This is a genomic window from Paenibacillus pectinilyticus (assembly GCF_001700435.1).
GTDB lineage: Bacteria > Bacillota > Bacilli > Paenibacillales > NBRC-103111 > Paenibacillus_E > Paenibacillus_E pectinilyticus.
Genome location: NZ_LYPC01000002.1, coordinates 231364 through 247895, shown reverse-complemented (window position 1 = coordinate 247895; position 16532 = coordinate 231364). Strand labels below are relative to the sequence as shown.

Annotated in this window: 6 protein-coding genes; all 6 read left to right on the top strand. The window is 47.0% G+C overall.

Annotated elements, in window-relative coordinates; translation table 11 throughout:
- The first annotated feature begins 169 nt into the window (after positions 1-169).
- The 6 genes from addB to A8709_RS01365 all read left to right on the top strand — a co-directional run bounded on the left by addB (position 170) and on the right by A8709_RS01365 (position 16524).
- The gene (gene addB, locus A8709_RS01390) at positions 170-3700 is read left to right on the top strand and encodes a helicase-exonuclease AddAB subunit AddB (protein WP_065850414.1); all 3531 of its coding nucleotides are present in this window, start codon (positions 170-172) and stop codon (positions 3698-3700) included.
- A 22-nt stretch (positions 3701-3722) separates the two neighbouring features.
- Complete coding sequence (gene addA / locus A8709_RS01385; protein WP_065850413.1) at positions 3723-7673, top strand: helicase-exonuclease AddAB subunit AddA; 3951 nt, start codon at positions 3723-3725, stop codon at positions 7671-7673.
- Between the two features lie 52 nt (positions 7674-7725).
- A complete protein-coding gene (locus tag A8709_RS01380; protein ID WP_065850412.1) occupies positions 7726-8904 on the top strand; it encodes an exonuclease SbcCD subunit D in 1179 nt (392 codons plus the stop codon).
- A gap of 113 nt (positions 8905-9017) precedes the next feature.
- On the top strand, positions 9018-12497 hold the full coding sequence (locus tag A8709_RS01375; RefSeq protein ID WP_065850411.1) for an SbcC/MukB-like Walker B domain-containing protein: 3480 nt from the start codon (positions 9018-9020) through the stop codon (positions 12495-12497).
- Positions 12498-13270: 773 nt separating this feature from the next.
- Positions 13271-14374, top strand: coding sequence for a S1 family peptidase (locus tag A8709_RS01370; protein WP_244163063.1), 1104 nt, complete (start codon positions 13271-13273; stop codon positions 14372-14374).
- Positions 14375-14586: 212 nt separating this feature from the next.
- Complete coding sequence (locus tag A8709_RS01365) at positions 14587-16524, top strand: stalk domain-containing protein (RefSeq protein WP_141692380.1); 1938 nt, start codon at positions 14587-14589, stop codon at positions 16522-16524.
- Positions 16525-16532 lie beyond the last annotated feature (8 nt).

The window sequence follows — 16532 nt, the reverse complement described above, 5'->3', positions numbered from 1 at the left end:
ATAATAATAGAATGTACGTTCGTATTTATGGGGTTGTAAGAGTCCCGTTCAGTTCTCCCCATCATCTACCACGCCGACTCTGAAGTGATAGTATGCTAGAATAGAGAGATAGAAAACTAGAATTGCTTACGAAGCAAGCTTTCCTACGGAAAGTGTAAGGAGGCACTGCATGTCTATTCGATTCGTTATTGGTAGAGCTGGAAGCGGTAAGAGTGAGCGCTGTCTGACAGAGATCAAGCAGCAATTGGCGTCAGCGCCTGAAGGTGATCCACTCATTTTACTAGTCCCTGAGCAAGCCACGTTTCAAGCTGAGCATGCCCTTGTATCAGATCCCAATATTCGCGGTATGATCCGCGCACAGGTACTTAGCTTTCATCGTTTAGCTTGGCGTGTAATGCAAGAAGAAGGCGGTACAGCAAGGCTGCCTATTGATGATACAGGGAAGAAACTACTGCTAACGAGCATTTTACATAAGCACAAGGAGGAGTTACGCCTCTTTGGACATTCCGCTGAGCAAATGGGCTTTGTGGATCGGTTGAATCAGCTTTTTACCGAAATGAAGCGCTATTGTGTAACAGCAGAGCAGTTGGAATCTCACGAAAGTAAACGTGTCACTAACTTGGGTGAGCATGGATTGCTGCGTGATAAAATGCACGACATTCAGCTCGTATATCGAGAGTTTGAAGCGGCGGTAGCCAAGCAGTATTTGGATGGAGAGGACTATTTGACACTGCTCGCTGAACAAGTGGTGAATTCCGCTTATTTGCGTTCAGCTTCGGTTTGGATTGATGGTTTCCATGGGTTCACACCCCAAGAATTCAGAGTATTGGGAGCTTTATTTGCTTCATGTAAGCAAGTGACGATCACCTTGTGTTTAGATCGTGAACTGCAGGCAGAAGACAAGCCGGATGAGTTGGATTTGTTCCATCCGACCGCTATGACGATGGTTCGGTTACAAGAGTTGATTTGGCAGCTAGGACTGGATAGAGCTGAAGTCGTTCAGCTTAGTCCCGAGCATGCACCTCGTTATGAAGATAGCCCAGCGCTTGCGTATTTAGAGCAGAATTTCCATCGCCGAATAGGTGGAGGAGCGCATAAGTATAAGCCTGCCATTGGGGAAAAGCTCTCTGATCAGCTCGTCATCCGGGAAGCCGTCCATCGTCGTGCTGAGGTAGAAGGTGCCGTGCGTGATATGCTTGAGCTCGTTCGTGAGCATGGGGTTCGTTGGCGCGAAATGGCCATCATGGTGAGGAACATGGAAGGCTATCAGGATCTGTTAAACATGGTGCTAACCGATCATGAAATCCCTCACTTTTTTGATCAGAAACGATCGGTATTGCATCATCCACTTGTGGAGTTCATTCGCTCCGCACTAGAAGTCGTCCAGCATAATTGGCATTACGATGCCGTATTCCGTTGCATCAAAACGGATTTATTGCTGCCTCTAGAAGCGACCTCTGAACGTACAGAGTTGGATAAATTAGAAAATTATGTGCTTGCCTTCGGGATTCAAGGCTATAGATGGACAGATGGCAAGCCATGGACATATCAATTTCGTGCGAATTTAGAGCAGGCGGAAGACCAGATCAAGGAACAAACGGCAGAATTACAAGCGTTGAATACAAGTAAATCATGGGTTGTACGTCCTTTACTTGCGTTATCCAATCGGTTGGGGCAGGCTCGGACAGTCAAAGATCAAGTTGAAGCGTTATATGACCTGCTGGTGACCGTTCAAGCGCCAGAGAAGCTGGAAGCATGGACACAACAGGCTACACTTGCTGGAAGGCCGGAGAAGGCACGTGAGCACAGCCAAATGTGGAACAGTGTCATGGATATGCTGGATCAATTGGTAGAAACCATGGGAACCGATGAACTCTCACTTGAACTGTTTAACGGTCTAATTGAAACGGGCATGGAAAGTATGCAGTTGGGATTAGTGCCGCCTTCGATGGATCAGCTATTGATTGGAAGTATGGATCGTACACGCTCTAGCGGTATCAGATATGCTTATATTTTAGGCGTGAATGACGGTGTTATCCCTGCTCAGATGGCTGAGAAAGGGGTTCTGACAGAAGCGGAACGCAGTGTATTGATGGACTCCGGATTACCCATGGCCGACGGCAGTCGCAGGAAGCTTTTGGATGAGCAGTTCATTGTCTATACTTCACTCACGGTACCGGGTAAACGACTTTGGTTGAGTTATCCCTTGGCAGATGAAGAGGGCAAATCGTTATTACCTTCGGAACTTATTCAGCAAATGCGGCAACTTTTTCCTGGCACAGAGGGATCCTTACTCCTAGCTGAACCTTCGGTGGATTTATCTGAAGTTGAGCAAGCGGCTTATTTAGCACATCCGACACAGGCGATTTCGTATTTATCCGTACGTATGAAGCACTGGTTACTGGGTGGTCGGATGTCAGAGTTATGGTGGGATACTTACAATTGGTATACGGAACAGCCCGAGTGGCAGCTGAAGCTGCAATCCCTAGCGCAAGCTCTGAATTATACAAACAAAGAAAAGAGACTCACCTCCAAGACAAGTAAGCTTTTATATGGGCAGCACTTACGTGCAAGTGTTTCACGGATGGAGAAGTATGTGGCTTGTCCATTCTCGCATTTCGTTTCTCATGGCTTACGTCTTCAAGAACGTCGTGTATATCGATTGGATGCACCTGATATTGGTCAATTGTTCCATGCGGCGCTGAACCAGTTCGTTCAGAAGCTGCAGCAGGATCAGCTCGATTGGGGTTCTTTATCCGCTGAGCAATGTATGGAGCGTTCGGCACAAGTTGTGGACGAGCTAGCGCCTCGCTTGCAAGGCGAAATTTTACTAAGTTCTAGTCGATATGCTTATATTGCTAGAAAACTCAAGCAGGTGGTCGGTAGAGCTGCCGTCGTCCTAGGCGAACATGCGAAGCATGGGCAGTTTCAACCGCTTGGATTGGAAATTGATTTTGGCCCAGGCAAAGAGTTACCTCCGCTTACATTTGAGCTCGATAATGGTTGTACAATGGAGATTATTGGGCGAATCGATCGTGTAGATCGAGCAGATGGCGAGCAAGGTGTATTACTGCGCGTTATTGACTATAAATCAAGCCAGACAGCTTTACAGCTATCGGAAGTGTATTATGGGCTGTCCCTTCAGATGTTGACGTATCTAGACGTCATCCTTACACATGCAGAGACTTGGCTAGGTGTAGAAGCAAAGCCGGCAGGCGTGCTTTATTTCCATGTGCATAACCCTATGCTGCAGCAAAAAAATGCGCTTGATCCTGCATCTGTAGAGAAAGAACTTCGTAAACGTTACAAAATGAAGGGCTTAATTACTGCGGATGCTGAAGTTGCAGGTTTAATGGATGATGAATTGATTCGAAGTGCAGGGCATTCACAGCTTATTCCAGTGGCATTAAAGAAAGATGGAAGTTTTTATTCAACTTCCTCCGTAGCGACAGAAGAACAGTGGGATACCCTTAGAACCTATGTACGTAAGCAAGTGAAACAAATTGGAACCAACATTACAGATGGACATGTAGATATTGCTCCGTACCGCATGGGTAAAAAGACAGCATGCCAACATTGTTCCTATACAGCTATTTGTCAAATAGACCCTTTATTCGAAGGGAATGAAGTGCATGTTTTCCGCCAACGAGCGAAGGATCAGGTATGGACGGAATTGGCTGGACAGGTAAGCGGGCCGTGAAGGCAGAAAGGAGTGTATCCGTGTGACGCATCAGCAAGAACCTAAACCCCTTGGAAGTACATGGACGGATGATCAATGGGATGCCATAACCCTGAAAGGGCAAAACATGCTGGTTGCCGCTGCTGCTGGGTCTGGTAAAACAGCTGTACTTGTGGAACGAATCATACGACGGATTTCCAGCGAGTGGGAGCCTATCGATGTGGACCGATTACTGGTTGCTACCTTTACCAAGGCGGCAGCTTCAGAAATGAAGCATCGGATCCGAGAAGCCTTAGAGAAAGAGCTCATGAAACAGCCCCATTCACAACATTTGCGTAAACAACTCGCGCTTATGGGGAAGGCGTCTATTACGACTTTGCATTCTTTTTGTTTAGAGGTTGTTCAGCGATATTTTAGCCTAATTAAGTTAGATCCCGGCTTCCGAATCGCGAACGAGACAGAAGGTGATTTGCTGCGTCAGGACTTGCTTGGTGAAATGCTTGAAGAGTATTATGCTGCAAGTGACGAGCATAGTGCCTTCTGGCAGCTTGTTGATTCTTTTAGTGGGGAACGCAATGACAACGCCATTATGCAGCTCATTCAGAAACTATATGATGTATCTCGCAGTCATCCTTGGCCAGAATTCTGGCTTCGTGAAACGGCATCGATGTTTGGTCCTCCTGCACCGCAGGAAATGAAGAGTGAAGCGGTGCCTTTGGTTGAAGAGGCGCTTCCTTATGTTGCCGCGGCTTCTGCGCCAGTGGACTACTCCCTTTGGGAACAAAGTCTTGTACGAGATTTGACACTTGAGCTTGAAGGGGCTGCTGATTTACTGCGCCAGGCTCAATTTATCGCAGAGTCTCCAGGAGGACCGGCTCCTTATTTGGACAATTTGCGAGATGATATAGAACTTGTTCAGAATTTATTAGAAACAACGACGTATCCGTGGTCCGTTCTATATCGCGGTTTCCAAACCGTTGAATTCGGTAAGCTCAAAGCTTGTAAAGGCGATGACTTTGATAAAGCTATGCAGGAAGAAGTCAAAGAGCTGAGGAACAAGGCCAAAGATCAGATTAACAAATTAAAGGAAGAATTGTTCGGACGTACGCCAGAACAGTTTCATCAAGAAATCGCAGAGATGGCCCCCTTGCTTCATGTACTTGTTGATCTCATCGTTGATTTCGGCAAAAGATATCAAGCTGCTAAGGCTGCTAAAGGTCTGATTGAATTTGCTGACTTGGAGCATTATTGCCTGCAAATTCTAACGGCGCCTGGATCGATGCCTGGTGAATTGTATCCTTCAGAAGCGGCTCAAGCGTATCGCAAACAATTTGCTGAGGTGCTGCTGGATGAATATCAGGATACGAATCGAGTCCAAGAGGCGATTGTTGAATTGATTTCAACCTCCAAACCTGGCAACCGATTCATGGTTGGTGACGTTAAACAGAGTATTTATCGGTTTCGATTAGCTGAGCCTGGTCTATTTATGGAGAAGTACAAAGCGTATCGTTCCAACAAAGATCCTGTGCAGGATCAGGCAATGAACGGTGGAAGAATTGACTTAGCGAGGAATTTCCGAAGCCGTGTTCAAGTTGTTGATGCTGTTAACTTTATTTTTAAACAAATGATGAATGAGACGGTAGGCGAAATTGCTTACGACGAACGCGCGGAACTAGTCTATGGAGCGGGTTATCCGCCTTCAGCATCCGACTGCTCGGTCGAAATGCTGCTCATTGATCGCGCTAAAGATGGGGCCGACAAAGACGAATCATTCACAGAGGAATCCGATGAAATCGAGACGGATATGCATGTTGAGGGTTCCGACGGAGTTGATCCTGTTGTTGAAGCGGAAGAACTGGAAACCGCACAATTAGAAGCAAGAACAATTGCTCTTCAAATTCGTGGACTACTAGGTGCAGGTGGGCAGGAAGTTTTTCAAGTTTTTGATAAACGAACTGGTGGAGATCGCCCAGCAACCTATAGAGATATTGTTATTTTATTAAGAGCGACGCAAGCATGGTCACCTATCTTAATTGACGAACTTAAGAAGCAGGGGATACCAGCTTATGCGGAGCTCAGTACGGGGTATTTCTCAGCAACGGAAGTTGAGACCATGCTGTCCTTATTGAAGGTGATTGATAACCCGTATCAGGATGTACCACTTGCTGCTGTATTGCGCTCGCCTATGGTACAGCTGACTGCTGAGGATTTAGCCCAAATTCGAGCTGCGGATAAATCCGTACCTTTCTATGAGTCCGTTTTACGCATGGCGCTCCAAGGGAGTAACGAAGGGCAAGACGAGTTATCGAACAAATTATTCTACTTTCTTGAGCGTTTAGAGCAATGGCGGGATGAAGCTAGACAAGGCTCCTTAGCTGACTTGATTTGGCGTATTTTCAGACAAACGGGTTATTATGACTTCGCAGGTGGTTTGCCAGGTGGCATGCAGCGGCAAGCCAATTTAAGGGCGCTCTATGATCGTGCAAGGCAATATGAGAGTACATCACTTCGCGGGTTATTCCGATTTTTACGATTTATTGAGCGGATGAAAGAAAGCGGCGGTGACCTCGGAACAGCACGTGCGCTTGGCGAACAAGAAGATGTCGTACGTATTATGTCGATTCACAAAAGTAAAGGCTTGGAATTCCCTGTCGTGTTCGTAGCAGGTATGGCCAAAATGTTCAATCAACGCGATCTGAACGAAGCGTTCTTGCTGCACAAGGAATTAGGCTTTGGACCAAGATTTGTGGATACGAAGCTGCGGGTCAGTTACCCAACACTTCCTTCACTCGCGATTAAAAAGCGGTTGAAACTTGAACTTCTTGCAGAAGAAATGCGTGTATTGTATGTAGCGCTGACGCGAGCAAGAGAGAAATTATATTTGCTTGGTACGGTGAAATCACTAGATAAGCTGCTGCGTGGTTGGGGACGTCATCTGTCAAGAGAGGCTTGGTACTTACCCGATTTTGAGTTAGCGAAAGCTAAAAGCTATTTGGACTGGGTAGGCCCTGCCTTGCTGCGTCATCCAGATGCTGTTTTATGGCGGGAACGACTTGGTATTAGCGAAGCAGCATCAGATGTCCGCTTGTTGCACGATCCTTCCAAATGGAAACTGAGTGTCATTACACCAGAGAGTCTGCAGATGGACGCGATACTTGAGGAAGAAGCCATCATCCCGGACCATGATCGTATACAGGCTATTCAACAAAGTGATGCTGTTGTAACCTCGGGCAGATGGAAAAAAGAACTGGAGGATCGATTGTCTTGGCGATACGATTTTCCAGATGCACCTAAGCATTTTGCCAAAACGACTGTCTCAGAAATGAAGCGGTTATCCGAGATCAATCGTATCGTTACAGAATTTGAGACTCCTAGTCTTACCGAGACTTCTGTTAAGGAAGAATCTTCGCCAGCTTTAAGTAGACCTGCCAACACAATTTGGCGTAGACCGAGATTTATGGAGGAGAAGAAGCTTACTGCAGCTGAGAAAGGAACAGTTGTACATGCCGTGATGCAAAATCTTTCCCTACTCGAGTTGCCTACAGAAGCAAGTATACAAGCCACGCTCGAAGATATGTTGAATAAACAAACCATGACACAAGAACAGCGTGATGTGGTGGATATACCTGTTATTTTAAAATTTTTCGAGACATCAGTTGGTAAGAGAATGATTCAAGCGCATACCGTTCAGCGTGAGGTCCCGTTTAGTTATGGATTAGCTGCCGATGAAGTCTATATGGAGGCAGATTCAACTGCTGCAGGAGAAACTGTACTCATTCAAGGGGTTATTGATTGTTTATTTGAAGATGAGCTGGGCCTTGTTTTGGTAGATTATAAGACAGATGCAGTGAAAGGCAATAGTGATGCGGATCTGCAGCTTCGTTACGAGAAGCAAATTAATTTGTATGCGAGAGCTGTCGAGCACATTTGGAAACGCCCAGTCCTTGGGAAGTTCCTCTATTTCTTTGATGGTGCAAAGCTAGTAGAAATGTAACGTTCATTCATAGAATAGAGGCCACTTGTGGTTGTCAGAAAGGAGGCATGTTATGCGAATTTTACACACGGCCGATTGGCATTTTGGACGTTCGTTGGAAGGGCGAAGTCGATTGAGTGAGCAAATCGCTTTCATGGATGAGTTGGTGAGCATTGTGAAAGAAGAAGCGATCGATCTCGTGTTGATTGCTGGAGACATTTACGACAGTGTGAATCCACCCGCTGCTGCGGAGCAGTTATTTTATGAAGGTATAGCCCGGCTCGCTGATGGGGGTAAAAGGCAAGTGGCGATTATTTCGGGAAATCACGATCATCCGGATCGACTTGCAGCTTCAGGTCCATTAGCAGCAACGCAAGGAATTACCTTGATTGGTTTACCTGTTCAGGACATTCAATCTATTGGAATTGCTAGAACCGGTGAGCTCGCTAGATTAATTGCATTGCCCTACCCCTCGGAATCACGCTTAAAGGAGCTGTTGTCAGAGGTAGCAGAGGAAGAAGTGCTGCGCAGTAAGTATTCGGAGCGGGTTGGAGCTCTAATTCGCAAGCAGGCAACCGGATTCGAGCCGAACACGGTGAATTTGATTATGAGTCATTTATATGTACTAGGCGGGCATGAGACGGAATCAGAGCGACCTATTCAAGTAGGTGGTGCGTATACTGTAGATACAGAAGCTTTAAACGCTGGTGCGCAATACGTGGCACTAGGCCACTTGCACCGGCCGCAATTTGTGAAGTCTGATGCTATGATTCGGTATAGCGGATCTCCGATTGCTTATAGTTTCTCCGAAGCGGGACAAGCCAAGTCCGTCACGATTCTTGAACTTGCCCCAGGGCAAGTTGCGGAACCGAAAGAAATTTTCTTAACCTCTGGACGCCCGTTAGTGAGCTGGAAAGCCCGAGATGGTATTGGTCAGGTGCATCAATGGCTTGATGAACAACGGGATAGCACAGCATGGATCGATCTGGAAATTACAATGACAGCAGCGATGTCCATTGAACAAATACAAGCATTGCGTAAAGCGTATGAAGGCTTCATTCATATTCGTCCCATCTATCCAGAGATGGAAGCGGTGCGTGAAGCATTGCCTAAAGCTACTTTCTCGATGGAAGAGCATTTTACACGCTTTTATGCACGTCAAACCGGCGGTGCACAGCCAGAACCAGCATTGGTTCAGTTGTTTTTGGAGCTGCTACAGGAGAAAGATCTAGGCGACGCTTCAGGCGAATAATACTGATGTCGAATTTGAAGGGTTAGCATAAATGGCGGCTGCTCAAGAATCGATTTATTCCCATTGAGTACTTGTGGATAACTAATCGATGCCAATGAAAGGAGGAAGATACAGTGCGTCCAATCCAATTACAGATGTCCGGTCTACAAAGCTATCGAGAGCTGCAAACCATTGATTTCAGTCAGCTCTTGGATGCAGGGGTCTTTGGTATATTTGGGCCAACGGGGAGTGGGAAGTCTTCTATTTTAGATGCGATAACATTATCCTTATATGGCAAAGTAGAAAGAGCAAGTGGCGGTACACAAGCGATTATGAACCATGCTGAGCAAACGTTGTTCGTTTCTTTTACATTTGAGCTGACGAATGCGTCTGGGACTGAGCGTTACCGGGTTGAACGGCAATTTAAACGTGGAGCAGAGATGTCCATTAACGGAACGATTGCAAGGCTCTTACATATCCTTGGGGATGAAACCATTGTGCTTGCGGATAAAGCTGGTGAAGTGAACCAGCAAGTCCAGCATATTTTGGGATTGTCGATGCAGGATTTTACGAGAGCGGTGGTTCTGCCTCAAGGGAAGTTTGCAGAGTTTCTGACGTTGACGGGCAAGGATCGCAGACAAATGCTGCAACGACTTTTTCATCTTGAAACGTATGGTGACCAGTTAAGCGCGAAAGTTAGTTCTAAAGTGAAAGAAACGGACAGCGCAGTCAAACAACTTGCTGCAGAACAGCAGGGATTGGGTGAGGCGACATCGGCTGCGTTAGAGGATGCGAACAAGCGGCTGCTAGAAGCGGAAGCAGAGGCAACTCGAAGTAAGCTTCATTTGGAGCAACAGGAAAAGCAATTTGAGGAAAGCAAGCAAGTCTATCAATGGCTCAAGGAGTCAGATGGACTGCAACAAGAAAAGCACAAACATGAGGAACAGAGTGGACTTATTGCGGAAAAAGAACGTCTTATTCAATTAGCGGAGCAAGCAGAGCGGGTTGTCCCTTATTTGGAACAACATGCATTGGCCCAAAAAGATGTACTCGCAAGTCAGTCCCAGCTTGAAACTGCTAGTGCTGCTCAAGTGCAAGCAGAAACGAACTATGAGCAGACAACTCAAGCCTTTGAAAAGGCACAGCAAGAACTTGCGTCACAGGAAGGCCCCTTGTTACTTCGTTTGGATCAATTGGAGCAAGCGAGAATCATTCAGCAAGAACTTGAGCAAGTTCAAGCTCAAATGCAAAGGATGCAAACGAGTGAGCTTGAGGTCAATGCAGCACTTACGAAGGTAAGAGCAGAAATTTCAAAAGCCAATGAAACGAAACAAAAAGCCGTAACTAAACAAGCGGAGCTAAAAGCGCAATTGAAGTTGGTGGAGACGGATACTGCGAAGAGACAATTGTTGCAAACCGCAGTTCAAGATAAGAAAGCAATTCTTCTAATTCAAGAGCAAGAGAAGGAAGCGAAGCAAGGTAGTGATGATAGGACGAAGGCTTTTGCAGCAGAAGAACTTTCTGTCCGGATAATCAAAGAGAAACTAGGAAGTCTTCAAGAGAAGTTAATGGTCTGGTTGACTTCGCATTCAACTTGTTCAGAAAATCTTGTGCAACAAGATGGCCGAATAACAAGCTTTCTCCTAGATTTCCAGGGTTGGAAGGAGCATCAGAAAAAGCTCTTGAAGCATCAAGAGAGACATGCGTTAGCATCTCGTTTAGCAGAAGAGCTGGAATTAGGTGCCCCCTGTCCTGTCTGTGGGTCAACGGAACATCCTCTTAAGACAAACATTCAAGGAAGCTCAGAAAGAGCGTATGAGACTGGTTTGTCAGAAGATAGTTTGCAAAAAAACGAGACCTTTCTTCAAATGGTGAAGGAGGTTCAATTTTCAAATAAACAAATGACACGTAGAATAAAAGATGTCAACACGCAAGCAACGGAATTAGTCCTTCAAATAGATGCTCAAGCAGGACGTCATGCATACAGTGAGAGCGGAGTTTTGACGATGCAAGAGGCCGCAGTAAGCTTAGAAAATGCTATGTTGACGGAGAGTAATTTGCGTGTTGAGCTGCCATTTGAGAAATGGCAGCAAGAATGGACGATATTGGAGTCAGTCGTTCATTCGAATATGTCTCGGGCAGACGAATGTATGCAAACTTTTCAAGATATCACGAAGGCATATCATCAACTTTCCAGCCAAGCGTTAATTTCAAGTGCGCAAGCGCAGGCTGCTGCTAGTTTAATGGCAGAGGCGCAAAGTAGATGGAATGGCCTCGTTCAGCAAGTTGAGAAGCGAATTCGAGAGTGGGAAACGCGATTTGCAGAGTTATCTTGGGATGCTATTGATGATCTATTGACTGCAATCCTAGAGAATGAGCGAATTGCTGAAGAAATCCGAGGGCGCATTGAGAAGAGTATTCCTTTCTTAGAAGAGTTGCTCGCTAACATAGAAAGTCTTCAAACTGCTGCGCAAGAGCATGAACGTACAGCCTTACAGCTCCATGAGAGGCTGCAAGGTCTAGCACAGCTTGCCGCTGATAAGTCGCGGCAGCTGGCTATGCGCGCGCCTGGCGCTGCGGTGAGTGAGCTCATCGCGGAGGCGAACAATACGCTCGCGCAGCTGCGGCAGCTCGCGCAGCAGACCAAGCTCGCGCACGCGGCTGCTCAGCGCGAGCAGTCACTGGCGGCGCAGCGCTTCAGCGCCGCCGCCGAAGCGGCTGCCGCTGCCTCGAGGCAGCTGGCGCAGACCGAGCGCGCGCTGCATAGCGCGCTCGCAGACAACGGCTTCGCGTCGCGCGAAGCCGCAGAGGCAGCGGCGCTGGCGCCTGAGCAGCGCCGCCAATGGGCGCAGCTCGCGGCAGAGCACCGCGAGCGCGAGCAGGCGCTGCGCGCCCAGCTGGCGCAGCTGGCAGCGAAGCTGCAGGGCCGCTTGCTGAGCGCGGCCGAGTGGGCGCAGTCGCAGGCGCAGCTGAGCGACGCTAAGGCCGGCGCCGAGGCCGCGCTGGAAGCGCGCGCCAAAGCGGCGCAAGGCGCAAGCGAGCTCGCTGCGCGGCACTTGCGTTGGTGTGAGCTGGAGTCGCAGCGAGTTGAGCAGGCGACTCAGCTGGAGCGGCTTGGCAAGCTGCAAGCCGTGTTGAAGGCCAATGCCTTCGTCGAGTACTTAGCCGAGGAGCAGTTAATGCAAGTGAGTCGCGCGGCTTCTGAGCGACTGGGCGAATTGACTCGTCGACGTTACGGCATTGAAGTCGACTCTGGCGGTGGCTTTGTTATTCGCGATGATGCGAATGGTGGCGTGAAACGGCCTGTAGGAACGCTTTCAGGTGGCGAAACCTTTCTCACCTCGTTGGCCTTAGCGTTAGCCTTGTCCGCACAGATTCAGCTGAAGGGTGAATATCCGCTGGAGTTTTTTTTCCTCGACGAAGGATTCGGAACCTTGGATCAAGAGCTGCTTGATATGGTTATCGGTGCACTAGAGAAACTTCATACAGATCGTTTGGCTGTAGGCGTCATTTCCCACGTGCCAGAGCTCAGGGCTCGATTAGTTCGCAAATTAATCGTTCAACCTGCAGAGCCTACAGGGCGTGGAAGTCGCATAGTGGTAGAGGGATTATAAGGAAAATGCTAATGACGATTTAATCGTTATTAGCATTTTTTAATTCATAATGCCATGAGTTCCAAATCATATGACAGCTAAATGACTTGGGAAATGCACTTTCCTAGGAGGGCAATGTAGGTCCAACTTAATAATACTTTTTGAGTCTGAAGTGGGCCAAACACTCTCCCCGTATCATACACCTTCACCTGAATAAGTAGCGATCAGGAATGAATCAGCAATAAGCAACCAATAAGCACTCGGCGTGGTCTTAAATTGCCAACATCTACGATTTCCGTAGTTATAAGCAAGCTAGGAGTTCTTATTGTGTGATACTTCAGATGAAACGTCCTCACCTCCGCCCAATAAGCTCTTACAGAGATCTTAATTCCCCCAGTTGTGTGTCTTCTGCCACAATAAGCAATCTGCGAGTGCGTATTTTGTGATATTGCTCTAGAAAAGTCCTTCTCTCCCTGCGAATAAGTCCTTGTCAAAGTGTCCCCTCACTCACTCACTCAATAAGCTCTCATGGAGGTCTAAAATCCCCCAATATGCCATTTCCGAGCTAATATGCAATACGCCTGCAGTGTTCTTTCTCGCCTTAATTGACATCCTGCATCGTACGCATATATGCAAATAATTCCTCACAGCTTTCTTCCCGCAGCCAATTCCCTCAGAGCTTTCTTCCCTGCAGCCCTTTTTCCTCCCGCAGCCAGCCCTCCTAGGTAAAGCCAACAATCCGAAGCGTACAAGTTGGCATACACTGCAACAACATGACGTAAAGGGGAATGAGCATGGCAACATTTCATGAAGCTTTGAAACATAAGAATCGAATTTCACCTATGTTACTGAAGCGGGCAGAGGTTATGGCAGTTGGTGTTGGTTATGTGGATCCCCACAAACCATCGCTGGGCGCGAGTGTTATCGTGTATACGCATGATAAAATCGTACCCTCTGGTTTGAATAACTTAAAAAGCGTGGCGGCTAAATTAGGTTCAGCTGTACCTGTACGATTTCTCTCGTCTGGAAGTTTCAAAGCACATTCGGTGCCTGCTCTGAAACCTAAAGTGTTTAGACCGAAGTCATTTACAAGTCGAATTCGACCTGTTCCTGGCGGCGTCAGTATCGGTAAAGCCATTCCTGCAGCAACGGGAACAGCAGGCGTCATTGTTATTAAGAACAATCAGTTATACATTCTCAGTAATAATCATGTTCTGATTAGAAATAACTCAGCCTCCTTCTCGGAAACCTTACAACCTGGTCCTGCAGATGGTGGCGTATCTGGCGCAGATCGCGTAGGTAGAGCCTTTCAATTCGTACCTTTACGCCCGGGTGCAGTAAATTTCCAAGATTCCTCGCTTGCGGTTCCAACTTCAAACCATCGATTAAATCCGCGTTATTTGATTAATGGGGCTGGCAGACTTATTAAAGTGCCAGGGCATCTGTTAAGCTATCCGGTTGGACTTCAAGTAATGAAAACAGGTCGTACATCAGGCTTTGTAAGAGGTACAGTGGAGTCGAACAATGTGGATGTGCGTGTGTCCTATGGGGGGAGTCTTGGGACATTATTGTTCCGGAATCAGACCGTCATCCATGGTAATACAGGCCCAGTTTCACTTCCTGGAGATTCTGGTTCCGTGTGGCTGCGAGCAAGTGATCGATATGCAGCAGCTCTCAATTTTGCGGGCACAGCCGATGGTATACGTTCTATTAGCAATCCAATTGGTCTTGTGATGAGCACATATGGCGTGCGTATTGCAGTTCCAACAGCTGGCGGTACGTATATAGCAGGTAAGGTAAAAGGTGTAGCACCGATTGGCAATTCCTCGTATGTGCAGCCTTTAACAGAGCAACAGCGCAAACGCATCCGAGCCATTCTTGTTAAACCTGCCAAATAGGATCCTATGACAAGTCTTGTGCACAGTGCTTTCCATTTGGGAGGTGCATAAGGCTTGTTTCATGTATTCCTAAGCATCCGCTCACATCTATCAGCAATAATCAACGATTTTGACAATTTGTTTAATTTTGTGCTACTTTTTCGTGTTTCATTACGTATGAAGTACATGCGCATATTTTGCAACACGTGAAAGGGAGTTTGTATGCTTTGAAAATGAATAAAAGAATCGGGATTTTATCACTAGCTGTTGGAATCATGACTGCGGGAATCGTACAATCACCAGCGCCCGCCCGCGCTGATATCGTTTGGGATCATTGGACACAGGCAGAAGCCTTGCAGGCTGCTGGAAACTCCAAAGCCGCTGTTCCTCACTGGCAATATCTAACCAATTACTACGCGAGTACAGGGGATTGGGAGAATGCGGCACTTTTTAGTGGGAAGCTAGATGCCTACTTTGATGCATTAGGTGATTATGATCAAGCCATTTACTATTATGAGCAGGAAAATAAATATTGGGTGAACGCTGGTAAGGATTGGGGTGCAGTCAAATTACAGCGTGCGGACCAGATTCGAACAACGGTCGAATTGTATCGGGAAGAAAACAATGAGAGCATAGTTCAGCAGCTAAGCGATCCCAAGGGAGCTCAACTAGCTAAGTTTGAACCTGCTTATGGTACATATCTTGGCGTATATTCGGAGCAAGATCCTAAGGTGGGTAATATTTTCACGAAAATGGCATCCGAGTACGGCAAAAAGCACGCCATTTACTTGGCGTATGCACATTGGGGGCAAAGCTTCCCTGCTACATATGCTAAACGGGCGAAAGAGGCTGGTGGAGCCTTGCAAATTGCTTGGGAACCAGACGATGGGCTAGATCCTGTAGCAGATGGTGCCTATTTGAGGAATTGGGCGCGTGAAGCCAAAGTGGCAGGCATTCCAATCTTTTTGCGATTTGCTGGCGAAATGAATGGAGCATGGGTGAAATGGCACGGGAATCCGGCGCAATATATTGCGAAATTTCGTATGCTGCACGATGTGTTTGCTGCAGAGGCGCCGAACGTGGCGATGGTATGGAGTCCAGGGGATGTTCCGGCAAACGATATTGATCCTTATTATCCAGGGGATGCCTATGTAGATTGGGTTGGCGTTAGTTTGTACATTGAACCCTACGAGAACGGAGACCCGTCCCTGCCGTCCATGCTTGCAACGAGTAATGTGGAACGACTGACAAGATTATATAACACCTATGCTTCACGAAAGCCATTAATGCTCAGTGAGACAGGGGTTCCCCATTATTCACACTCAGCAGATGAAGATTACACGGAATGGGCGAAACTGAATCTACAACGTTTATATGAGATCATGCCCTATAAATATCCGCGCTTGAAGGCCATTACTTATTTCAATGTTGATCAAGGCATGGCGAGCGCGAAGAACGATTATTCACTTTCAACTTCATCCGAAATTCAGTCTTACTATAAACAATTGATTGCGAACCCTTATTTGCTTTCTGAGGTGAAGGACGCATCCAAGCCGGCTGACCATATTGGTTACGTGCCGATTGATGCTGAACATCAGGCTTTCACTAAGGGGACAAGGATCATTCCTTTTATCAAAATACCTGAGGTGTACATCGGTAAGGTGGAGTATTTGTTAAATGGTCGAGTCATTGCCTCGCAAACGAGCTTACCTTATGGACTGGATTTGAAGGCTGGTGATGTGCCAGAGGGTTCTGTCCTTCAATTGAGGATTATGAACAAAGCAGGACAACAGGTAGCTTTGCGAACGTTTGGCATTTCCTCTCAGGTTTCAGTGGATATCAACGGTGCTGTACAGAAGTTTGAGCAAGCCCCGGTCATTGTAAATGGATCAACCTTTACGCCACTTCGTGCTATTTTCGAAGCGATGGGGGCTAAGGTTGATTATGAAGCTGCAACTAGAACAGTAACGGCGACTAAGGGGACTACTACGGTGAAGCTAACGCTGGATCAGACGACGGTATATGTCAATGGTAAAGCGACTCAGCTGGAAGAGCCGGCAAGACTAGTGAACGGCTATACGCTTGCTCCTGCTAGATTCGTAGGTGAAACATTTGGCGGAATCGTCAATTGGAATGGAACAAGCAGAACGGTAACGATTACAACGAAATAAGCTTATCA